The 23,712-nt window shown below is 56.4% G+C and carries 18 protein-coding genes and 1 other RNA gene; 1 reads left to right on the forward strand and 18 read right to left on the reverse strand.

Annotation, left to right across the window (positions count from 1 at the left end; all coding sequences use genetic code 11):
* Positions 1–46: 46 nt before the first annotated feature.
* The 17 genes from secA to mraZ all read right to left on the reverse strand — a co-directional run bounded on the left by secA (position 47) and on the right by mraZ (position 21,980).
* Positions 47–2,794 (reverse strand): preprotein translocase subunit SecA, encoded by a 2,748-nt coding sequence (gene secA, locus LC093_RS13665; protein ID WP_226665742.1) that lies wholly within the window; start codon positions 2,792–2,794, stop codon positions 47–49.
* A 176-nt stretch (positions 2,795–2,970) separates the two neighbouring features.
* Positions 2,971–3,909 carry a M23 family metallopeptidase gene (locus LC093_RS13670; RefSeq protein ID WP_226665743.1) on the reverse strand — a complete coding sequence of 313 codons (939 nt, stop codon included), beginning with the start codon at positions 3,907–3,909 and terminating at the stop codon, positions 2,971–2,973.
* A gap of 273 nt (positions 3,910–4,182) precedes the next feature.
* Positions 4,183–5,094: a UDP-3-O-acyl-N-acetylglucosamine deacetylase gene (lpxC, locus tag LC093_RS13675; RefSeq protein ID WP_226665744.1), complete on the reverse strand. Its 912-nt coding sequence runs from the start codon at positions 5,092–5,094 to the stop codon at positions 4,183–4,185.
* Between the two features lie 616 nt (positions 5,095–5,710).
* Positions 5,711–6,916, reverse strand: a complete 1,206-nt coding sequence (gene ftsZ, locus LC093_RS13680) for a cell division protein FtsZ (RefSeq protein WP_226665745.1) — start codon at positions 6,914–6,916, stop codon at positions 5,711–5,713.
* Positions 6,917–6,978: 62 nt separating this feature from the next.
* Positions 6,979–8,214, reverse strand: coding sequence for a cell division protein FtsA (gene ftsA / locus LC093_RS13685; protein ID WP_226665748.1), 1,236 nt, complete (start codon positions 8,212–8,214; stop codon positions 6,979–6,981).
* A gap of 80 nt (positions 8,215–8,294) precedes the next feature.
* Positions 8,295–9,131: a cell division protein FtsQ/DivIB gene (locus tag LC093_RS13690; protein WP_226665750.1), complete on the reverse strand. Its 837-nt coding sequence runs from the start codon at positions 9,129–9,131 to the stop codon at positions 8,295–8,297.
* Positions 9,132–9,145: 14 nt separating this feature from the next.
* The gene (gene murC / locus LC093_RS13695) at positions 9,146–10,630 is read right to left on the reverse strand and encodes a UDP-N-acetylmuramate--L-alanine ligase (RefSeq protein WP_226665752.1); all 1,485 of its coding nucleotides are present in this window, start codon (positions 10,628–10,630) and stop codon (positions 9,146–9,148) included.
* 1 nt (position 10,631) lies between these two features.
* Positions 10,632–11,732: an undecaprenyldiphospho-muramoylpentapeptide beta-N-acetylglucosaminyltransferase gene (gene murG, locus LC093_RS13700; RefSeq protein ID WP_319004932.1), complete on the reverse strand. Its 1,101-nt coding sequence runs from the start codon at positions 11,730–11,732 to the stop codon at positions 10,632–10,634.
* Entirely contained in the window at positions 11,732–12,979 is a 1,248-nt protein-coding gene (ftsW, locus tag LC093_RS13705; protein ID WP_226665755.1) for a putative lipid II flippase FtsW, read from the reverse strand. The genes murG and ftsW overlap by 1 nt, the downstream gene beginning before the upstream one ends.
* Complete coding sequence (gene murD, locus LC093_RS13710) at positions 12,976–14,370, reverse strand: UDP-N-acetylmuramoyl-L-alanine--D-glutamate ligase (protein ID WP_226665757.1); 1,395 nt, start codon at positions 14,368–14,370, stop codon at positions 12,976–12,978. The genes ftsW and murD overlap by 4 nt, the downstream gene beginning before the upstream one ends.
* A 33-nt stretch (positions 14,371–14,403) precedes the next feature.
* Positions 14,404–15,489, reverse strand: a complete 1,086-nt coding sequence (mraY, locus tag LC093_RS13715) for a phospho-N-acetylmuramoyl-pentapeptide-transferase (protein ID WP_226666228.1) — start codon at positions 15,487–15,489, stop codon at positions 14,404–14,406.
* Positions 15,490–15,492: 3 nt separating this feature from the next.
* A complete protein-coding gene (locus LC093_RS13720; RefSeq protein WP_226665759.1) occupies positions 15,493–16,872 on the reverse strand; it encodes a UDP-N-acetylmuramoyl-tripeptide--D-alanyl-D-alanine ligase in 1,380 nt (459 codons plus the stop codon).
* Complete coding sequence (locus LC093_RS13725; RefSeq protein ID WP_226665762.1) at positions 16,869–18,410, reverse strand: UDP-N-acetylmuramoyl-L-alanyl-D-glutamate--2,6-diaminopimelate ligase; 1,542 nt, start codon at positions 18,408–18,410, stop codon at positions 16,869–16,871. Before LC093_RS13725 ends, LC093_RS13720 begins: the two co-directional genes overlap by 4 nt.
* A complete protein-coding gene (locus LC093_RS13730) occupies positions 18,407–20,173 on the reverse strand; it encodes a peptidoglycan D,D-transpeptidase FtsI family protein (protein ID WP_226665764.1) in 1,767 nt (588 codons plus the stop codon). Before LC093_RS13730 ends, LC093_RS13725 begins: the two co-directional genes overlap by 4 nt.
* A gap of 126 nt (positions 20,174–20,299) precedes the next feature.
* Positions 20,300–20,578 (reverse strand): cell division protein FtsL, encoded by a 279-nt coding sequence (gene ftsL, locus LC093_RS13735; RefSeq protein ID WP_226665767.1) that lies wholly within the window; start codon positions 20,576–20,578, stop codon positions 20,300–20,302.
* A gap of 6 nt (positions 20,579–20,584) precedes the next feature.
* On the reverse strand, positions 20,585–21,511 hold the full coding sequence (gene rsmH, locus LC093_RS13740; protein ID WP_226665769.1) for a 16S rRNA (cytosine(1402)-N(4))-methyltransferase RsmH: 927 nt from the start codon (positions 21,509–21,511) through the stop codon (positions 20,585–20,587).
* A 25-nt stretch (positions 21,512–21,536) separates the two neighbouring features.
* Positions 21,537–21,980 (reverse strand): division/cell wall cluster transcriptional repressor MraZ, encoded by a 444-nt coding sequence (mraZ, locus tag LC093_RS13745; RefSeq protein WP_226665772.1) that lies wholly within the window; start codon positions 21,978–21,980, stop codon positions 21,537–21,539.
* 566 nt (positions 21,981–22,546) lie between these two features.
* Here mraZ and LC093_RS13750 point away from each other — a divergent pair.
* On the forward strand, positions 22,547–23,227 hold the full coding sequence (locus tag LC093_RS13750; RefSeq protein ID WP_226665774.1) for a phosphoadenosine phosphosulfate reductase family protein: 681 nt from the start codon (positions 22,547–22,549) through the stop codon (positions 23,225–23,227).
* Between the two features lie 95 nt (positions 23,228–23,322).
* On the opposite strand, the gene rnpB is transcribed toward LC093_RS13750, so the two are convergent.
* An RNA gene (gene rnpB, locus LC093_RS13755) (RNase P RNA component class A) lies at positions 23,323–23,701 on the reverse strand.
* Positions 23,702–23,712: the final 11 nt, after the last annotated feature.

Consider the following 23,712-nt stretch of genomic DNA (forward strand, 5'->3'; position numbering starts at 1 on the left):
GGCCTTTTTTGTATTTGCCTGACCTGATGTCAGGCCATCCACCACTTCACGGCGTGGTCGATGAAGTCAGCTTGCCATGACATTGCTTGTACTTTTTACCAGAGCCACACGGGCAGGGATCATTGCGCCCTACCTTTGGTCCGCGACGCATGGCCGCTTGCGGATCACTCGCTTCGGCGGCTTCCGCTTCCGGCATGGCAGATGCCTGCGCGTGTTGCAGGTCTAGCTGCTGACGGCGCTGGGCTTCCAGACGGCGCTGCTCCATCTCTTCCATCTGCTCACGGGTCATCGGCTCGACATGGGCGAGTACCCGTACAACTTCATGCTTGAGGCTATCGAGCAGACTCTGGAACAAATGGAAAGACTCGCGCTTGAACTCCTGCTTGGGGTTCTTGTTGGCGTAAGCACGCAAGCCAATACCCGCACGCAGGTGATCCATACTGGACAGGTGCTCTTTCCACAACTGATCCAGCACCTGCAACATGACCTGACGCTCAATGGTCGGCATCAGGTTGGCGTCACCGGTAGACTCGGCAATGCGCTCAAGCTTCTGGCTATAGGCATCCTGAGCAGCAGTAACGATCTTCGCACGCAGGCTCTCTTCATGCAGAGTGCGGTCTTCATCCAGCCATTGCTGAATCGGCAGCTGCAGTCCCAGCTCGCCGGCCAATTGAGTTTCGAGCCCGGGGACATCCCACTGCTCTTCCACACTGTGTGGCGGCACGAATCCGGAAATCAACTCGTTTACGACATCGTCGCGAATGGCAGCAATCGTGTCACTGATATTTTCGGCTTCCAGCAATTCGTTGCGCTGGGAGTAAATCACCTGACGCTGGTCGTTGGCGACATCATCGTATTCCAGCAGTTGCTTACGGATATCGAAGTTGCGGCCTTCCACCCGGCGCTGCGCTTTTTCGATCGCGTTGGACACCATACGGTGCTCAATCGCTTCGCCGCGCTCCATACCCAGCATCTGCATAAAGTTCTTCACCCGGTCGGAGGCAAAGATACGCATCAGGTTATCTTCCAGTGACAGGTAGAAACGGGTCACACCCGGGTCGCCCTGGCGACCGGCCCGGCCACGCAACTGGTTGTCGATCCGGCGGGATTCGTGACGCTCGGTACCGATGATATGCAGGCCACCAGCCTCGATCACGGTATTGTGGCGCGCCTTCCAATCGGCCTTGATCGCAGCGATTTCTTCCGCCGTTGCCGCGCGCTCTTCACGCTCCTGCAACTCTTCCAGTTCTGCTTCCCAGTTGCCCCCCAGCACGATATCGGTACCGCGACCGGCCATATTGGTAGCAATGGTGACCGTGCCCGGCCGGCCGGCCTGAGCAATGATTTGCGCTTCTTTTTCGTGGAACTTGGCGTTCAGCACCTGGTGATCAATCTTGGCTTTCTGCAGCAGTCGAGACATCTCTTCGGAAGTCTCGATAGACGCAGTACCGACCAGAATCGGCGCTTTTTTATCGCGACAGTATTTGATGTCTTCGATGATCGCTTCGAGCTTTTCATCTTTGGTCAGGTATACCAGGTCATTGAGGTCTTCCCGCTGCTTCGGCTTGTTAGTGGGGATCACCACCACGTCGAGGCCGTAGATCTGGCGGAACTCAAAGGCTTCAGTGTCCGCAGTACCAGTCATACCGGACAGCTTGGGATAGAAACGGAACAGATTCTGGAAAGTGGTCGATGCCAGGGTCTGGCTCTCACTCTGGATCTGTACGTTTTCCTTGGCTTCCAGCGCCTGGTGCAGGCCTTCGGAAAGGCGGCGGCCAGGCATGGTGCGACCGGTGTGCTCGTCGATCAGGACAACCTGGCCATTCTGGACGATGTAGTCCACATCTTTGTTAAACAGTACATGGGCGCGCAGTGCAGCATTGACGTGGTGCAACAAGCCCAGGTTACCCGGCGCGTACAGGGATTCGTCTTCTTTAAGCAGCCCCATGCGTACCAGCAGATCCTCGATCAGCTGGTGACCGTCTTCAGACATTTCCACCTGACGGGTCTTTTCGTCCACCGTGTAATGGCCCTCACCGCCCTCTTCAGCGCGCTCCAGCTGGGGAACCAGCTTGTTCATCGCCATATACAGGTGCGAAGAGTCTTCCGCGGCGCCTGAGATAATCAGGGGGGTACGCGCTTCGTCGATCAGAATGGAATCCACCTCATCGACAATCGCGAAGTTCTGCGGACGCTGTACGCGATCCTCCTTGCGCAGCACCATATTGTCGCGCAGGTAGTCGAAGCCGAATTCGTTGTTGGTACCGTAGGTAATGTCCGCCTGGTATGCAGCCTGCTTGTCTTCCGGGTACTGCTGGGACACTACAACGCCAACAGTGAGGCCCAGGAACTCATATACCGGGCGCATCCAGTTGGCATCGCGGCTGGCGAGGTAATCGTTCACCGTTACGATGTGGACACCCTTACCTTCCAGGGCGTTGAGGTAGGCGGGAAGCGTTGCTACCAGCGTCTTACCTTCACCGGTACGCATCTCTGCAATACGCCCTTCGTGCAACGTCATACCGCCGATCATCTGCACATCAAAATGGCGCATGCCCAGGGCACGGTCACCGGCCTCGCGCACAGCGGCGAATGCCTCGGGAAGCAGCTGATCCAGAGTCTCGCCGTTTTCCAGGCGCTGCTTGAACTCATCAGTTTTGGCTTTTAGTGCGGCGTCATCCAGCGCCTTGTATTCCTCTTCCCACGCGTTGATCTTGGCGACCACCTTGCGCATGCGCTTGAGCTCGCGGTCATTTTTTGAACCGAAGACCGTTTTTATCAGTTTGCCAATCATTATTCAGAAACCACATTAATGCTGAGTGTGCCCGTGGCGAATTGCCACAGGGGCCCTGCGAAGGATGCAAGTAAACAGGAAGGCGCCAGCGGCCGCAACTCCCGCGGAAATTCCAGGGCCATCGCAGAAGCAACGGGCGCCAATGACGCCCGCTGTGCAATGATAGAGGATAGTTGTTATCTGCCGGTGCGGCGGATGTAGGTGGCGGGGTCTACCGGACGGTTATTCTTGTAGACTTCGAAATGCACGTGAGGGCCGGTGGAACGACCACTTGATCCCATTAGGGCAATCACCTGCCCTTTCTTGACCACGTCACCCAGCTTGACCTTGATCTCGCTGTTGTGACCGTAGCGGGTGGCATAACCATTGCCGTGATTGATTTCTACCAGTTGACCGTAACCAGAACGGCTCTCCGCCCAGGTGACAACGCCAGCGGCAACGGAAACCACATCAGAGCCGTTTTTGCCGGCAAAATCGACACCCTTATGCCAGGAACGGCGACCACTGAAGGGGTCAGTGCGGTACCCGTAACGGGAAGACATCCAGCCCCGGGTAATCGGGCGGCCAGCGATAAACTGCTCATCCTGCAACTGGCGACGTGCCATCAGTGTCTCAAGAGTGGACAGTTGCATTTGGCGATCTTCGATCTGGTCGGAAAGATCTCCAATAACATCGAGGAATTCTGGAGGCTGGTAAGGTAGCTCACTGGCCCCGGCAATACCCGAATCTTCCGGGCCACCTACAGCGGGCATAGCGCCGAACTGGAATTCACCCTCGTCAAGTTTCGCTATTGTGGTGAGGCGTTCACCGAGGGCATCAAGGCGGGTCAGGCGGGCCTGCATTTCTGCCAGCTTCACCGTCAGTGCAGTCAGTTGCTCGCGCGCTTCGCGATCTGCATCATCGATCTGGCCCTGCTGCTTGCGCAGCGCCTTGTTCCAGGCCTTCACTGCGCGGGCGTCAAACAGGTCTGACTCGGCAACCGGCATATTGGCACCAAGCCATAGCGCGCCCACCGGCAACCCCAACAGGCAGAGTCCGAGCAAAGCTTTGCTCAGCCCACCGAAGTTGAAGCTGCGAGAGACGCCACTGCGCTCATTGACCAGAATTACTTTCATATCAGGCGTGCAAGACTTGCGACTATTCGTTGTTTTAATCGTTTTTGCACCACAATGGTGCCGGGACCGTCGCTTCCTGCTTTGTCCCACGCCTTCCTGCTGGCTGAAGTGCTGCCAATGTATCACTCACCGGCGGCTAAAAATCCCCACAAACGCACAGTTTCCAGTGTCGCCGAATCCTGCGGCGGTGATGGTGTTACCAATAAATACTGGAAGCGTAAAAAAGCCGGCAATTTTCGTGCCGGCTTTTACTGAGAAGTGCTTACCCTGTCCTTACACCGCCAGAATCGGCTTGACGTAAGAGATGGGCGCCTCTTGCTCACCTTCGAAAGTCACCATTTCCCAGGCATCTTCCTGAGCCATCAGGGTTCGCAGTGACTTGTTATTCAGTGCGTGGCCTGATTTGAAGGCCTTGAACTCACCGATAACACTGGTACCCAGCAGGTACAGGTCACCGATGGCATCCAGAATTTTGTGTTTCACAAACTCGTCTTCGTAGCGCAGACCGCCTTCGTTCAGGATGCGGTACTGGTCGATTACGATCGCGTTATCCACACTGCCGCCCTGAACCAGACCTTTGGAGCGCAGGTATTCGATTTCGTGCATGAACCCAAAAGTACGTGCGCGGCTTACCTCTTTTACAAAAGAAGTACTGGAGAAATCTACCGAAGAGCTCAGGTTACGCCCCTGGAATACAGGGTGGTCAAAATCGATTGTGAAAGAGACCTTGAAGCCATTGAACGGCAGGAAGCTGGCAACCTTGTCGCCTTCTTCAACCGTGATCGGCTTCTTGATACGCAGGAATTTCTTGGGAGCAGCCTGCTCCTGAATACCTGCGGATTGAATCAGAAATACGAATGGACCCGCACTGCCGTCCATAATCGGCACTTCCTGCGCGGAAAGCTCGATGATGGCGTTATCAATGCCCAGACCGGCCATGGCAGACAGCAGGTGCTCAACGGTAGCGATACGAACATCACCCTTGACCAACGTAGTGGACAGCAGGGTGTCGCCAACGTTTTCAGCACGCGCCTCAATCTCAACCACCGGATCCAGGTCGACCCGACGGAACACAATGCCACTGTTAACGGGAGCCGGCTTAAGGGTCAAAACGACCTTTTTGCCGGTATGCAGGCCTACGCCAGTAGCCCGAATAGCGTTTTTGAGAGTGCGCTGTTTGATCATCTATATCCAGGTTCCCATTCGGTGGGCTGCGTCCAAATCGCAGCGAGCCGGCGATACTAACAGAAATTGAGCGCCAAAACCATACACAACCATCTGGTCATGGACACACTTCTGCTCCAGTCACCTATCCAGCATAGCCCAGCGCAAAGACTCAAGCGCCAAACCAGCTCACAATAGTGGTACAAATTGTACCCGGTTACCGGCGAATTCGCGGTTAAATAATGTAAACCCTAAATACTAATACTCGCCGGTCACCTGTCTCCGGGCAAACCCGGCACCTGTCGCCCCCAATCCACGCCCTGTCACAGCCAGTCAGCTGCTGACAAACCACGCCACAAGCTTAGTGGTTATTCATACTTTAGTAATAGTCTGAGCGTGTCTATGTATTGTCTAGCTGCTAAACAGCTTTTTAGTAGCTTTCTATGCTATCCAACTTTTATCCAATTTCACTTCCTGTCCACCTTCCGTGGCGGCAACAACTTTCTATCCAGCTATTTCCCTGCTGTCATTGTCCTGTCGCCGAGAACCTGAAAGCGGTCCCGGAGCGGGCAGAGACCCGGCCACGAAGGCCGGGAATGGACATGAGCAGTTTCTCCGCCCCACTCCGGGGGCTGGGTCAGTCTGCCTGCCGGCGCAGGAATGCCGGAATATCCAGGTATTCCATATCCTGATCGGCCGGGTTCATAGCCGGCATCGCGCGTTTTGGACGCTCGCTTTCCGCGCGGTTACGCACCTCCTGCTGAGTTTCACGAACGGACTCAGTCGGGGCTGCAGCGCGGGCAGATTCACGAGGTTCAGCGCGGCGCGTGTTGTCGACCACTTTGGTAGGACGTGCCACCTGGGCGCCGGCTTCACCAAGACCTGCGGCAACTACAGTTACACGCATCTCATCGCCCAGCTTGTCGTCCACGGCAGTACCGATAACCACGGTGGCCTCATCGGAAGCGATTTCCTGCACAATCGAACCCACTTCCGAGTATTCACCCAGGGTCAGTTCCTGGCAACCGGCCTCTTCACTGCCGGTAATGATGTTGACCAGGATACCGCGAGCACCCTGCAGGTTGACGTTGTCGAGCAGCGGGCTACGAACGGCCTTCTCCGCCGCTTCGCGGGCCCGGTTTTCACCAACTGCGGCGCCGGAACCCATCATTGCCATACCCATTTCGGACATAACAGTGCGAACATCCGCGAAGTCGACGTTCATGATACCCGGGCGGATCATCAGGTCCGCGATACCCTGCACTGCACCCAGCAACACATTGTCGGCTTCTTTATATGCCGCTTTCATGGTGATCTTGTTGCCCAGTACTTCCAGCAGGCGATCATTCGGGATTGTGATCAGGGAATCGACCTTGTCGCGCAGCTCGAGGATACCCTCTTCTGCGACCAGTGCGCGCTTGCGGCCTTCGATCATGAAGGGGCGAGTCACGACGGCAACGGTCAAAATACCCAGGTCCTTGGCGATCTCGGCTACGATCGGTGCACCACCGGTACCGGTACCACCACCCATACCCGCAGTAATGAACACCATGTCAGCACCGCTCAGAACATCCGCGATTCGGTCGCGGTCTTCCAGTGCCGACTGACGGCCAACATCGGGATTCGCGCCAGCACCCAGACCGCGGGTAATCGTATTGCCCAGCTGGATGATGGTGTGCGCTTCCACGTCCTTCAGCGCCTGTGCGTCAGTATTCGCGCAGATGAAATCCACTCCATCCACATCGCAGGCGATCATGTGCTTGACGGCGTTACCACCACCGCCGCCGACACCGATCACTTTTATTACAGGCTTGTCCTGTACGCTGTCTACGAGTTCGAACATTGCTGTTCCCCTTTTTTGCTCATGTCAAATTTTGATTATCGATCCTGGAGCCTACGCCCGATTCAGAGGTTCCCTCTGAACCAGTGCTTCACCTTGTCCCACCAGGGGTTTTCATCCCGCTGCACCCTGGGTGGTCCGCTCTTCCGCTCTTCGGACTTGATGGCATACATCAGCAAGCCGACGCCGGTTGAATAAATCGGGTTACTGACAATATCGGTCAACCCTGAAATACCTTGAGGCACAGCCAGTCGAACCGGCATATGGAAAATCTCCTCAGCCAGTTCCACTGCACCTTCCATTTTTGAAGATCCGCCGGTCAGCACGATGCCGGCAGCGCACAGATCTTCAAATCCGCTCCGACGGAGTTCCGCCTGTACCAGCGTGAACAACTCGTCGTAACGCGGCTCTACCACTTCCGCCAAAGCCTGCCGGGAAAGGTCGCGGGGTGCACGATCACCAACGCTTGGCACCTTGATGGTTTCCCCTTCACGGGCCAGCTTCGCCAGTGCGCAGGCGTATTTGATTTTCAGGTCTTCCGCGTGCGGCGTCGGCGTCCGCAGCGCCATGGCGATATCATTGGTCACCTGGTCGCCCGCAATCGGAATGACTCCAGTGTGGCGAATGGACCCCCCGGTAAACACAGCGATGTCCGTGGTACCACCACCGATATCCACCATGCACACACCAAGCTCTTTTTCATCATCCGTCAACACCGCATAGCTGGATGCCAGCTGTTCCAGAATGATGTCTTCCACTTCTAGGCCGCAGCGACGGATACATTTTTCAATATTTTGCGCCGCATTCACCGCACCACTAACCAGGTGAACCTTGGCCTCAAGGCGCACACCCGACATACCCAGAGGTTCTTTCACACCTTCCTGACTATCAATCAGGTATTCCTGCGGCAAGGTGTGCAGTATTTTCTGGTCCGCTGGAATTGCCACTGCGCGCGCGGCATCTATTACCCGGTCCAGGTCCTGCTGGGTAACTTCGCGATCCTTGATCGCCACAATTCCATGCGAGTTGAGGCTGCGAATATGACTACCGGCGATACCGGCGTAGACGGAGTGAATTTCACATCCCGCCATCAGTTCTGCTTCTTCCACTGCGCGCTGAATGGACTGCACCGTCGATTCGATATTCACGACCACGCCGCGCTTCATACCGGTAGAACGATGCGAGCCAATACCCACAACGGTAAGTGAACCATCCCCGGCTACCTCTCCCACGATCGCCACCACCTTTGAGGTGCCGATATCGAGTCCGACGATCATGCGGGGATCTGTTGACTGTGTCATTTGATTTCAACCTCGCTGAGCAACTGCTCCGTCCCGCATTTACCATGCTGGGCCAGCGCAACACTCACCTTTTTATCTGCTTAATTGTTGTCTGCTTCTAATTTTTTCCATTCCACCGCAACTGCGTTGTTATAACGGGTATCCACTCCCGCCACTTTTTGCAGATGCGGTGCCAGTACACCGCGGGTCAGACTCAGGAAGCGATCAACACGCTCCAACAGCTCGTCATGCCCCAATTGCAACTGGATGCCACTAACCAACTCCAGTTGCCAGCCCGCCAGGTCATCAAACGAAAGCCGGCGAACCTCCATATCCTTTGTGGTGAGCAAACCGGCCAGCGCCTGATACTGCGCCATGATCCGCCCGACCAGTTCCGAGTCCCCCGCCAATTCGGGGAGCCGCAGCTCCTGCATCTGCTCCGGTCTCGGCAACAGCTCGCCGCTGGCAATCAGTAGGCGATCCTCACCCCATATCGCCAGCGGTTGCGCTTCCTCCACCGTGACCTCAACACCGTTGGGCCAGTGGCGACTTACCGACGCGTTGATGATCCATGGATTGCCCATCAACGCGCTGCGCATTCCTTCAATGTCCAGTGAAAAGAACCCGCGCCGCAAAAAGGGCAGCAGGATATCTTCCACTTCACGTTCCGTCACCGCCCGAAAAGGCCCTTTGACCCTTACATCTTCCAGCGCATCAACTCGACTCAGTTCTTCAACCGGGGCTTGCTGCCAAAGCCAGTGAGCGCTGTACCCAAGTCCGGCGGCAACAAGCAACAAACCACCGGTTAGCAATACCGGCCGTAATACGCCAGCAACCGATCGTTCGGAACCTGATCTCGGCAAAGCTCGGGCACCCCGAACCGCGCCTTTTCCCGCACGGCTCTTGCGCCGTTCTTTTTTACTTTTGGCTTCGCTCACGCAGGCACCGAAACTTATTTTTCCCCGGCCGGCTTATCGCTCAGGCGTAAATCTGCAAGCTGTTGAGCCAAACCACCGACGTTACCGGCGCCCTGGGTCAGGACGATATCGCCGGGTTCCAGCAAATCCGTCAATACCGGCGGTACCTGCTCTACTTTTTCAACAAAAACCGGATCTACCTGCCCGCGATTACGAATACTCCGTGCGAGTGTGCGCCCATCAGCACCCGGGATCGGCGCTTCACCTGCGCTATATACATCCAATAGGACCAGCTTGTCGACTTGTGAAAGCACCTGAACAAAATCTTCAAACAGATCGCGCGTCCGGGTATAGCGGTGCGGTTGATAAACCATCACCAGCCGACGCTCAGGCCAACCGTCTCGAACCGTCTTTATCGTCGCAGCAACTTCGCGCGGGTGGTGACCGTAGTCATCCACCAACATGACTTTTTCTGCATCGGCATCACTGGATACCTGATAGTCGCCATAAATCTGAAACCGACGACCCACGCCCTGAAAACCTTTCAGCCCTTCGCGGATCGCCTCATCGCTGACACCTTCTTCTGTAGCAACCGCAATAGCAGCCGTAGCATTCAATACATTGTGAATGCCGGGTACGTTGACACAAACATCCAGCTTGCTGCCGTCTGGTCGCGCTACCGAAAAGAAACTGCGCAGTGGCTCCTGGCGTACATCGCTGATTCGGAAATCATTCTCTTCATCGAATCCGTAGGTGGTAACCGGACGGGCGAACTTCGGTATCACTTCCTGCACATTGGCATCGTCACCACAGACCACGGCCAGGCCATAGAATGGCAGGTTATGTACGAAGTCGATAAAAATCTGCTTCACTTTCTCGAAATCGCCGCCGTAGGTCTCCATATGGTCAGCGTCGATATTGGTAATAACCGTGACCATCGGCTGTAAGTGCAGGAAAGACGCGTCGCTTTCATCCGCTTCAGCAATCAGGTAACGGCTTTCACCCAGCGCCGCATTCGCGCCAGCGCTATTCACCAAACCACCAATGACAAATGTCGGATCCTTTTTATCCGCGGCGAAAATTGACGCAATCAAGCTGGTGGTCGTTGTCTTGCCGTGGGTGCCCGCCACCGCGATACCGTAGCGATAGCGCATGAGCTCACCCAGCATTTCCGCCCGCCGCACCACCGGGATACGGTTTTCGCGCGCAGCGATCAGCTCGGGGTTATCGCCGTAAATAGCGGATGAATTCACCACCACATCCACATCGCGTACATTGTCCGCGGTGTGACCAATCTGAACCTTCACTCCCAGTCCGCGCAGCCTTTCAGTTACCTTGCTGTCGCGCAGATCAGAACCGGAAACTTCATATCCCTGGTTCTGCAGTACTTCCGCAATACCGCTCATACCGGCACCGCCTACACCAATAAAGTGGATCCGGCGAATACGGCGCATTGCCGGCACACGGTAGTTGCCCTCGTCACTCACGGCCTGACTGTATTTGGATTTATCTAGAGACATATCAACACCCCATCTCTTCGCGACAAACGGCAATCACCTGCTCTGTCGCATCAGGCTTGGCAACCTTTCGTGCCGCTTCAGCCATGGCCAATAATTTGTTTGGTTCGGCGAAGAGACCTCGAAGGATCCCTGCCAGCTGATCCGCATCGAGATCGTCTTGCTGAATCACCATCGCGGCCCCGGCTTGCGCCAGCCACTCACCATTTTTCGTCTGGTGGTCATCGATTGCGAACGGAAATGGCACCATGATTGCCCCGACGCCAGCCGCGGCGATTTCCGATACCGTCAGCGCCCCGGAACGGCAGATCACCAGGTCTGCACTTTCATATGCCGCCGCCATATCAGAGATAAAAGGCACCACCTCCGCTGCGACCTGCACCCGTTCATACGCCTCCCGGGCTACGTCGAGATGCCTTTGACCGGCTTGGTGCACGACATCCGGACGCAGGTCACTATCCAGTCTGGCCAGGGCCTGTGGCACCAACTCATTGATCGCCACGGCTCCCAGACTTCCGCCCAAAACCAGAAGGCGCAGCGGTTGACGCTTGGCAACCCGTTCCGAAGGCGCAGGCAAAGCCGCGATTTCACTACGCACCGGGTTCCCTACCTGTGTCGCCGCAGGCAATCCGCTTGGAAATGCCTCCAGTACCCGTGAGGCAATACGGGCGAGCAAGCGGTTGGTTGTACCGGCAACCGCGTTCTGCTCATGAATAATCAATGGAATGCCGCTAAGCCTTGCCGCAACGCCGCCGGGACCAGTAGCAAATCCACCAAAACCCAGTACGGCATCTGGAGCGACCGCTTTTACCACTCGACGCGCCTGCATAATCGCTTTGCTGATCTGCCATGGCGCCTTCAGCAAAGCTCCACGGCCGCGTCCACGAACCCCTTCCACACTGATAAAGTGGAGCGGAATCTCTGCGGCCGGAATCAGCTGTGACTCAATTCCACGCTGAGTCCCAAGCCATTCAATTTCAGCCCCCTGTGCCTGTAGCGCCTTTGCTACCGCTAACGCCGGGAACACATGACCGCCGGTTCCTCCGGCCATCACCAGAAACTTTTTGCCCTCGAAGGGTTTATCCAGCGCAACTGATTCTGCCACTACGCTGCCTCCCCTGTTTTGCGGTCGCCCAATTGCAGGGGATTAAAGATCGGCAACTTGCTGATTGTTCCCCCTGACTTCTTTTCTCCCGGCTTTTCATTCAATTCTTTCTGTACTCGCCACGCTATCGCGAATAACGCGCAACACACCACCAGGCTGCTGCCGCCAGAGCTGACGAATGGCAAAGTAAGCCCTTTGGTGGGCAGCAATCCAGAGGCGACGCCCATATTTACAAAGGCCTGCCCGGCAATCAGTACCGCAATCCCGAAGGTCAACAGCGCGGCAAAAAATGCCTGTTGAACCAGGGCTTTCTTGACCAGGCGCAACAGCGACCAGGTCAGCAGGGCGTAAAGTCCGATCACGGTCAGGCCACCGAACATGCCCCACTCTTCGGCCAGAATGGCGAACACGAAGTCCGTATGGGCTTCGGGCAGATAAAATAACTTTTGCACACTGTTACCGAGACCGACGCCAAACCACTCCCCGCGGCCGAAAGCAATCAGCGACTGAGTGAGCTGGTAGCCACCGCTAAACTGCTCGCCCCACGGATCAAGGAAGGTTGTCAGGCGCTGCAACCGGTACGGGCTGATCAATGCCATCAACGCCAGGCCACAAGCGGCCAATCCCACCAGTAAAAAGGTGTGGGGCAAGCGGGCACCAGCCAGAAATACCATCGCTAATGCGGTACCGGAGATCACCACCACCGACCCAAAATCCGGCTCCAGCAACAGTAAAATCGCCACAAAACCCAGCACCGAAATCGGCACCATGAAACTGCTCCAGTGCCTCAATTTTTCATGGCGCCGGGTCAGGAAGCTGGCAAAGAAAATCAGACAGCAAAACTTTGCTACCTCTGCTGGCTGCACCGTCACCGGACCCAGGGCAATCCAGCGCATACTGCCGTTAACGCTGCGCCCGATTCCAGGAATCAAAACCAGTACCAACAAACCTACGGCAAAGATCAGTAACGTCCAGGACAGGTTTGACCAGGCCTCCAGGGAAATCCGGCTCACGACCAGTGCGCCGGTCGCGCCGGCCGCTAAAAACACCAGGTGACGTTTCAGGAAATACCAGGGGTCGTTATATACGTCGGCAGCAAATGCGATCGAAGCGGATGCCACCATAACCACACCAATACTCGCCAGGGCAATAATACAAAACGGCAAAACCCAATCGTAGTTATCCCGTCCGATGTCGGAGCCCGCTGCAGCCAAAGCCTTCGGTGACTTTTTATCGGTGCGGCTCATCGTCCCCCCCCGTGCCGGTCCACGGAAACAGCGCTGCCCAAACGATTTACCGCACCGCGGAAGTCTTCACCACGCGCTTCAAAATTCTTGTACATATCGAAGCTGGCACAGGCCGGCGACAGCAATACGTAATCTCCCGGTCTCGCCATGTCGAGCGCGATGCTCACCGCCTCATCCATAGTTTGCGCTGACTGTTGACTTACCAAACCTTCGAACACACTGGCAATTTTGTCGCCATCGACACCAATGGTAACCAGGCCGCGGAGCGCGGAAGCCGCTTCTGCCAATGGCGTAAAGTCTGCGCCTTTACCATCGCCGCCAGCGATCAGTACAATTTTTCGGCTGTCTGTGGCCAGCCCCTCCAGTGCGGCCCTGGTCGCGCCTACATTCGTGCCTTTGGAGTCATTCACAAATGTCACGTCACTGAAATCGGCCACCCGTTCGCAGCGATGAGTCAAACCCGCAAACGTGCGCAACACTGACAACATTGCTTCCATCGGCAGATTGACGGCATTACCGAGCGCAAGTGCCGCCAGCGCATTGGCGATATTGTGGCTACCCACCATCGCCATCTCACTCGCAGGCATCAATTTGTTCGCGCCGCGCGCCAACCACTGCTCACCATCGTCCTCAATCACACCAAACTGCTGCAGGTCTGGTCTTTCCAACCCAAAGCTCCACTCCTGATGCCCTTTGGCAAGAGGCCCACGGGTAAGAGGGTCCGCGCGATTGACCACCAGCTGTTTTGCATTGCGGTAAATCCGCTGCTTCGCCTGGTGATAGGCCGCGAGCGTTGGGTAGCGGTCCATATGGTCGGCGCTAAGATTCAGAATGGTCGCAGCGTCGGGTGCAAGGCTGGAGGTGGTTTCCAGCTGGAAGCTGGAAAGCTCCAACACAAACAGCTGAGGCAGTGGTTGCGACAACAGATCCAGTACCGGCACGCCGATATTTCCACCCACTTTTACATCAATGCCTGCCGCTTCGGCCATAAGGCCCATCAACGTAGTGACTGTGCTTTTACCGTTGGAACCGGTAATCGCAACAACCTTTGGCTTTTCTGCCAGCTTCAGTAGCTCACGGGCGAAGAGCTCAATATCCCCAATAGCGGGAATCCCCGCGCGAATGGCTTCTGCAATATCGGGCTGGGCCAGTGCTATGCCGGGACTCACGATGAGCTCGCTCGCTGCCAGCAGGGTTTCACGCTCAAGCGTACCGCACTGTACAGGCACGTTCGGAAACTCGCGCTGAAAAGACTCCAGTCCCGGCGGCTGCGCGCGACTATCGACAACAACCGGAGAAAAACCCTGGCGCACGAGAAAGCGCACCACCGATTGCCCGGTAGCGCCCAGTCCGATCACCACTTTTTTCTCTGAAGTCGCAATGAGATTCATAGTCTCGTTGTCAGCCTGTTGTTGTTATTTCAATTAGCGAAGTTTCAGGGTCGCCAGACCGGCCAGCACCAGAACGACAGTAATAATCCAGAAACGAACAATAACGCGCGGCTCCGGCCAGCCTTTCAATTCGAAATGATGGTGCAGCGGAGCCATACGGAAAATACGCTTGCCGGTCAGCTTGAATGAGGCCACCTGCAGAATCACCGAAACGGTCTCCATGACAAACACACCGCCCATAATGAACAGTACAATTTCATGGCGGGTGATAACCGCGATAATTCCCAGCGCGGCTCCCAGCGCCAAAGCACCCACATCCCCCATAAACACCTGTGCGGGATAGGTGTTAAACCATAGGAACCCTAGCCCCGCGCCCCCCAATGCGGCACAAAACACGGCGAGCTCACCGGCACCCGAAATAGATGGAATGTGCAGGTAATTCGCAAACTCCACGTGCCCGACCAGATAGGCAATAACACCCAGAGCACCGCCCACCATCACTGACGGCATAATCGCAAGCCCGTCGAGGCCATCGGTTAAATTGACCGCATTACTGGTACCGACCACTACGAAATAGGTGAGCAAGATGAACGTTATCGGTCCCAGGTTGATCGCAATATCCTTGAAAAAGGGCACGAACAACTGGGTTTCCGCCGGCGATGTTGCCGTCATATAGAGATAAATCGCCGCACCCAGCCCGGCTACCGATTGCCAAAAATATTTCCAGCGCGCGATCAGTCCCCGGGAGCTCTTTTCAACCACTTTTTTGTAATCGTCGACAAAGCCCACCGCCCCGAATACAAAGGTCACCAGCAGGGTTACCCACACGTAGCGGTTGCTCAGGTCAGACCAAAGCAGCGCTGCAGAAAAAATCGCGGCCAGAATCAGTGTTCCGCCCATTGTCGGCGTACCGGATTTACTCAGGTGCGACTGGGGGCCGTCGTCACGCACCGCCTGACCGACCTGCAACCGATTAAGCCAGGTAATCATCCGCGGTCCCACCAGCAGTGAAATGCCCAGAGCGGTAAGCGCCCCCAAAATGGCGCGCACGGTCAGATAGTCAAAGACCGCAAAGCCTTTTATGTACTGTTGTAAAAATTCAGCCAGCCAAAGCAACATCATTCAGCCCTTTTTTTGATTCCCAGTGGTCAGTGCCTGCGCAATCAGTTCCATGCGCGCACTGCGGGAACCTTTCACCAACACCGTGGTGTTCCCATCCAGCTCCGGCGAGAGCGCTTTGATCAGCGCATCACGATCCGGAAAATGTTTTTGTACGTGTTGACGCCCAGCAGCAAAAGCAACAGCCGCAGCAACACTCAATGGACCGAGCGTATACAGTTGATCGATACCGCGCTCCCGCGCCAACTGCCCCATGTCCTTATGTGCCTGGTCAGCTTCCGGTCCGAGCTCGGCCATATCACCGAGCACCAGGATTTTCTTGCCACGGCGCTGAGCCAATAATTCAATCGCCGCCGCTACGGAACCTGGATTCGCGTTGTAGCTGTCATCGATCACCGTGGCACCGGCTATACCAGCGTGAATCTGCAGGCGCCCGCCGACGCCTTGCAGCGCAGACAAGCCGGTTGCAATCTCTTTCACCGGAACACCTGCCGCGTATGCACAGCCTGCAGCAACCAGCGCGTTATGCACATTGTGCTCACCCAGCAGTTTGAGTTGCACCGGGTGAGATACTCCCTCAATTACCAGGTCGAATCCGGCACAGCCGTCATCTGCCACATGAATATTGTCCGCGTGCACATCATGTTGATGGCCCAGGCCGACCTCTATTTTGTGCACGCCTTCCGGAAGCTCACCTCGCCAGTAGCCGGCATAGCGATCATCGGCGTTAATGATGGCCCTTCCGCCCGGTGCCAGCGTTGTGTAGATCTGGCCTTTTGCGGCCGCAATACCATCTACAGAACCAAACCCTTCAACATGCGCCGGCATAACGTTATTGACCGCCGTGATCTCCGGCTTTGCGATCCCACACAGGTAACCAATCTCGTTCGGTCCACTGGCCCCCATTTCCACAATCAGCACCTGGTCATCGGCTGTCAGCGAAAACAGGGTCATGGGCACGCCGAAGTGGTTGTTCAGATTGCCCTGTGTGACGCATACGCGATGCCGCTGACCGAAAATGGCCGCGAGCATCTCCTTTACCGTGGTTTTGCCGCAAGAGCCGGTAACACCGATCACGGGACCGTCAAATTGCTCCCGACAAAGGCGACCAATCTGACCAAGCGCCACGGTTGTGTCTGCCACTACCCACTGTGGTAGCAAAGAGCCATCAATCGCTTTCTCTGTAACCAGACCGAGGACTTTTCCATCGATTTCCGACAGGAAGTCATGCGCATCGAAGTTCTCCCCGCGCAACGCAACAAACAACGCGTCAGAGTCCAGCTTGCGCGTATCTGTGCACACGCGGCCAAAGTCCACCGAGCCATTTTTCAGCTCGCCGCCGAAGCGCTGCTGTAATTGCGACAGTGAGAGAGGACTGATCACTTGCCCGCGCCCTCCTCTTGAGCTGCCCGCTGTTGCAGTGCGTTCCGGGCCTGCTCGCGGTCACAGAAGTGCAGTTTCTCATTTCCGATCAACTGGTAGTCTTCATGCCCTTTACCGGCGATCAAAACCGTATCGCCGGGCGCAGCATTTTCGATTGCAAAACGAATGGCTTTGGCTCGATCCACTTCAACAGAAACCTGCTTGCTCTCCCCGCGGCCATCCGTACCCTGCAGAATGTCGTCTACGATGCTCTGAGGGTTTTCACTCCGGGGGTTGTCACTGGTCACGACCACTCGATCAGCAAGGTCAACGGCAATACTTCCCATAGGTGCACGCTTGCCGGAATCCCGATCACCACCACAACCAAACACACACCAGAGGTTGCCGCGGCAATAAGGCCGCGCAGCTTCCAGCGCCGCGCGCAAGGCGTCGGGAGTGTGGGCGTAATCCACCAGCACACTCACGTCTTCACTACCCGCTACTGCCACGCGCTCCATACGTCCCGGCACTGGCTTGATTTGCGGGAACGCGGCCAGAATATCCTTCAGAGACATACCCGCAGCGGCAACCGCGGCAACCACAGCCAGAGCATTGTGAATATTGAAGTCGCCGATTAGAGGCGCCTTGAGTTCTCCCTCGCCCCACGGCGTAATCAAGTGCAGGGAAAAACCATCTTCCAACCGCTTTAAGTCGCGAATTTGCAGATCGCCGTTTTGCAGCCCGTAGGTAATGACCTTGAGGCCTCGCAATTTACAGCGCTCAACCAACTGAGCGCCAAAAGGATCATCAATATTGATCACGCCGCGCTTCAGCTTGGGCAGGCCAAACAGTTTTTCTTTGGCCGCACCGTAGGCGACCATATTGCCGTGGTAATCCAGGTGATCGCGAGACAGGTTGGTAAACATCGCCGTGTCGAAAACCAGACCGTGCACTCGCCCCTGGGACAGCGAGTGGGAGGAAACCTCCATTGCTGCCGCGCGGGCGCCGGCTTCGTAAAATGCTGCGTAATCCGCCTGCAAGCGCACCGGGTCAGGCGTGGTTAATCCGGTTTCTACGAGATCCACAGTCCCGTCGTGCCACACCCCATTACCGATAGTGCCCATTACCGCAGCGCGGCCAAAGTGTTGCGCCAGCAGCTGGGAAGCCAGATAGGCACAGGTGGACTTGCCGTTGGTACCGGTGACCCCCACCAGGTACATAGACTCTGTCGGCTTGCCATAAAAGCGCGCAGAAATTTCGCCGATGCGCGCCGCGAGCCCGGGCACCGTAACGACCTGTACGCCATCCCGGATTTCGCTACCGACCGTTTCCCCTTCAGCCAACACCACAGCCGCACCGCCGGCGATAGCCGCATCAATGAACTCTCGTCCATCGACCAGGGTTCCACGAATGGCCATAAACACGTCACCCGCTTCCACACGGCGACTATCCAGTGCAACACCAGACACTGCGATATCCGGAATGCCCGCATAACCGGGAACCAGTTCCATCAGGGAAACACTGCGCTTCTGGGCGCCTGCAATCTGTTGCGAAGTCATGACGTGGTACCTCTCTCGTCCAACTGCGTCGCCAGCTGCCGTTCAGCGGGCGCGACTTCCTCCGGCGGCACTTGCAGTAATCGCATAGCGCCGGACATTACCTTGCCAAATACCGGAGCAGCCACTTCGCCGCCGTAGTATTTAGAGTGGCTGGGATCATCAATCACGACCACAGCGGCCAAACGCGCGTTCTGCGCCGGGACAAATCCTGCAAAGACCGAACGGTAGCGGTTATCCGCATAGCCCCCACTGCCAACCTTGTGCACCGTGCCGGTCTTACCCGCCACCCGGTAGCCCTCAACAGCGGCCTGCTTTCCAGTACCCCTGGGGCCAATTACTGTCTCCAGCATGGCGGTCACCTGCTGTGCCAGAGCAGGGTCAACCACTTGCTCTGCTGGCGCCCGACGACTGCTTTTGCCTTTCTCCAAAACCAGAGAAACCGGGCGCTTCTGCCCGGCATTCGCCACCACGCTGTAGGCTTGGGCAAGCTGTACCGAGTTGACCGTCAGCCCGTAGCCAAAAGCAAAGTTGGCCAATTCAATCGGGTGCCAACGATCCCTTGTGGGGAGAATTCCCGCTGCCTCCCCGGGGAACCCGCTGCCGACGGCCTCTCCGAGCCCAAGACGGTAGAAAAGTTCACGCAAAGTTTCCGGCTCAAGATCCATAGCCACTTTGGTGATTCCCACCTGGCTGGACTTGGTAATAACACTGGTCAAATCCAGCTGGCCATAGTTCACCGGATCTACCAGCGTCTTCCCCGGCAGGCGGATATATCCGGGACTGGTGTTGATCGCCGTATCCGGCGTGTAACGGCCAGTTTCCAGCGCCGCCAGGGCGGTCAGCGGCTTGATGGTGGAACCCGGTTCAAACTGGTCAATCAAGGCGCGGTTACGCATTGCCGACGCCTTCACCCCTTCGCGATTATTGGGGTTGAATGACGGCTGGTTGGCCATGGCCAGCACTTCACCGCTGCGCGTATCCAGAATCACCATAAAACCAGACGCCGCGCCATTTTCGGCCACTGCCTTTTTCAGCTCCCGGTACGCCAGGTACTGCAGGCGCATATCAATGGTCAGCTGCAGGTCACGTCCGGGGCGCGCCTCCTGCTTGACCGCCAGATCCTGTATGGTCCGCCCTTTGAGATCTTTGATTACCTGGCGCTTGCCCGACTCGCCCGCCAGAGACTGCTCAAACGCAAGCTCCAGCCCTTCCTGACCGCGGTCATCAATATTAGTAAAGCCCAGCAACTGGGCAGTCACTTCACCCGCAGGGTAAAAACGCCGGTATTCCTTCTTGCTGTAAACCCCCGCGATATCCAGTTCGAGCGCCTGCTGCGCCTGCTCTGGTGTCATATGGCGACGCAGGTACATAAACCCTTTATTACGGTACTTCTCCAGGCGCTTGGCGAGACGCGACGGTTGTGTCTCCAGAGCCGCGGCCAGATGGCGCAATTGATCAGCGGAGGCCTCTTTCAAGAGCTGCGGGTTTGCCCAGAGTGTTTGCACAGGGGTACTGACCGCCAGCAGCTCACCATTTCGATCAACGATCGAGCCCCGATAGGCCGCAATCTCTTCGGTTCGAATGGTGCGCGCGCGCCCCTGATCCTGCAGGAAGCGATATCCGCGGTCCTGCTCCGGCAAGACCTGCAAGCCCGCCAGATGCACCACGAGCGCCAGCGCCAGCAGGCACAGCAGGCCAGCCACCAGCGCGAAGCGCCAGCGGGCAATACCCGGCTGTTGTTGCTGTTTCTTTACGGCACCCATGATGACTCACAGTCCTGTTTCATTATTTATATGCGCCCGTTCCCGGGCGTCTGCCTTCCCTCAGACCACGCGGCCCAAGAGGTCACTCGTCGGCAAATCAACAATCCGACGAAAACTCCAAAGTGTTCACTTGCGCTGCGAGGAAACCAGAATCCGCTCTGACGGCGATGGCACCCGCATATGCAGCCGCTCTTTAGCAACCTGCTCGATTCGGCTATACGCTGACCAGGCCCCCCGCTCCAGCAACAGGCGCTCCTGCTCGTAACGCAATTCATCCCGGTGGTGCTGAGCCTGCTCCAGCTGTGCGGTCAGCTCTCGACTGCGCTGGGTGGTGTGCACCACAGTCAACGCAGACACCATCAGCAACACCCACACGCCACCAAGCGTCCATTTATTTGCACCCATTGCGGATCAGCCCAGCTTTTCCGCCACACGCATTACGGCACTGCGCGAACGCACGTTGTCCCCCACTTCCGTGCCGCCCGCCTTTGCCGCTTTCCCGATCGAACGCAACGTCTTGTGTATCTGGCTGTCCATTACCGGCAACCCCCGGGGCAGCTGTGGCCCACGCTCCTGCTCGCGAATAAATCGTTTCACCATCCGGTCTTCCAGTGAGTGAAAACTGATTACCACGAGGCGCCCGCCCGGCTTCAGTAACGCCAGTGACTTCTCCAGTGCCAACTGCAGGTCATCCAACTCACCGTTCACGTGAATGCGGATCGCCTGAAAAACCCGGGTCGCAGGGTGTTTCCCCTTTTCCCAGGCCGGATTCGCCGCCTTTACCACCTCAGCCAGATCCAACGTGCGCTCGAACGGCTGCTCCACCCGGCGCCGGACAATCGCCGCCGCCATACGGCGTGCAAACCGCTCCTCACCGTACTCTTTGAATACACGCGCCAGCTCGCCCTCAGACTCGCTGTTGACCCAATCTGCAGCGCTCATGCCTCGACTGGTGTCCATCCGCATATCCAGAGGGCCATCATTCAGAAAGCTGAACCCTCGCTCAGCCTGATCCAGCTGAGGCGAGGAAACACCGAGATCAAGCAGAATCCCACTCACCTCTCCGGCTTTTTCCGCAGCCGCCTGATCCATATCGGCAAAAGAGCCATGCCAGATTTGAAAACGAGCCTCACCGGCAAACCGTTCATTGGCGTAGGCAATGGCCTGAGGATCCTTATCCACAGCCAACAATTGCCCGTCGCCGTTGAGACTTTCGAGAATCAGCGCGCTGTGCCCGCCGCGCCCGAAAGTCCCATCTATATAAAAACCACCCGGATCCACTACCAGGGCATCCACGGCTTCGCGTAACAACACACTGCGATGCAGCTCTTGAGACACCCCGATCTCCTACAGTTTTAATCGGTTACAAAGACAGAGAGGCCATTTCTTCCGGCATCTCTCCGTCACCCTCGCTGTCATCCAACCAGCTCATCCAGCGATCCTCACTCCAGAGCTCGAGCTTTTTGCCCTGCCCCACGAGCATCAATTTCTTTTCCAGCCCCGCGTATTCCCGCAGGGTCGGCGGGATCAACACCCGCCCATTGCCGTCTACCTGCAACTCACAGGCGTAGCCGATCAACAGTCGCTGTGCGCGGCGCGCCACCTTGTTGAAACTGGACAACGCCTCAATCTTAGGGAGAATTTCACGCCACTGCGCTTCAGGATAGACGAGCAGGCAGCGTTCTTCCGTATGCGCAGTAACTACCAAACGCCCACCGCAATCCTCCAGCAGCGAGTCCCTGACCCGTGCCGGAATGGCCAGACGCCCTTTCGCGTCCATATTGATTGCATGACTGCCTAGGTACACGGCGGTAACCAGTTGCGTTTATTGCTTTGCGACTCAGGCACACCGAGCCGCTCCGATCAAATTTTGTCCCTTGAATCGCCTGCAGTTCGTGAATATCCACTCACTTCCACATCCGCCCCACTAAGACCCACAATTTTCCACTTTTCTCCACCTTACACACTATAAATCTGAGATGTTTAAAGTCAAGGAAATAGGAGCCTTCCCGCAACAAAAAGCCCAGTAATTTCGCGGGCTGCAGGCGGAGTGATTACATTTCAGACAGAAGAGGTGGTGAATAAATATTCACCAGAGCAAGTACTTACTTTGGCAACCTGACAATTCACTTTAACTTTTAAGAGAAGGTCTTTGACAACAAAACAAACACGTCAATGTAAGCGGGCACTCACAGGAGGGTGCTACTGCATTGCGCCTGGCAGGGTTAGCGAAATACTTTTGACGGGCGGAAATGCGTGACAGGAGATACGACTTAGAACCGTAGGGAATATAAAAATCAACTTTTATTATTTTTCAATGAAGGGATCTCACTGTAGCTTTGCACCATTATTAAATCGAGCGGGATACCACCCATGGGCTTTACAGCGGGACTTAGCAAGCAGGCAGCAGATCAGGAGCGCACCTTCCACCATGGCGCAGACCTGGCGGCCCTGAATGAGCGCTTCAAGAGCAGCAAGCCCAGCGAGATCATGCAATTTACCGTAGCACAGGCGGCCAACCCGGTGGTGTTCACCAACTTCCGCCCCCTGGCCATTGCGTTTTTACACCTGATTACTCAGACCAAGCCGGACATTCCAGTCATCTGGGTGGATCACGGCTACAACACCCCGGAAACCTATCGCCATATCGAACGGGTCATCAAGCTGCTAAACCTGAACCTGCACACCTATTCGCCCAAGATGTCTGCGGCACACTTTAACGCCGTGTACGGAGGCATCCCCCCTCTCGACACCCCGGAGCACGACTTCTTTTCTCGCACGGTCAAGCTTGAGCCCTTCAATCGCGCAATGCAGGAACTCAAGCCAGATGTATGGCTGAACGGAATACGCCATGACCAGAATGCACACCGCAAAGGATTGGATATCTTCACCAAAGGCAACCACGGCACGGTTCGTGTTGCCCCGATGTTCCACCTGAAAGAAATTGATGTCGAAGAGTACGTCTACGAAAACGACCTGCCCGACAACGATATCTACTTCGACCCCACCAAAGGCGAAGAACATAGAGAATGCGGGCTGCTACTGCAGAAATAACCGCCTCGGCTGAGCAAAATTGGAACTAGACAGGAAACGTACAAGGAAGTACTGCCAGGGAAGGCATCCGACCCGCGGCGCAAGCGCCGCGATCGAATGTGAGTCAACCGATAAGCCGGGTTCTGTCGAGGACAATCATTCATCTGGGATGTGTGTCACCACACACCTCAAGCGACCTACCCGCCCTCAGTGCGGGTCACACCTGTAGAGGGCCTATTTGGTCTTGCTCCGAACGGGGTTTACCGTGCCACGAACTGTTACCAGTCGCGCGGTGCGCTCTTACCGCACCCTTTCACCCTTACCTGTGCTCCCCCAGACCGAAATCCAGGGAAGCCATCGGCGGTCTACTCTCTGCTGCACTTTCCGTAGGCTCGCGCCCCCCAGGCGTTACCTGGCGTCCCACCCTATGGAGCCCGGACTTTCCTCCACCCCCCAACCCGAAGGTTACGAGACAGCGATTGCCTGGCTGACTCGGCGCGAAGAGT

The organism is Microbulbifer aggregans (genome assembly GCF_020524005.1).
Classification (GTDB): domain Bacteria; phylum Pseudomonadota; class Gammaproteobacteria; order Pseudomonadales; family Cellvibrionaceae; genus Microbulbifer; species Microbulbifer aggregans_A.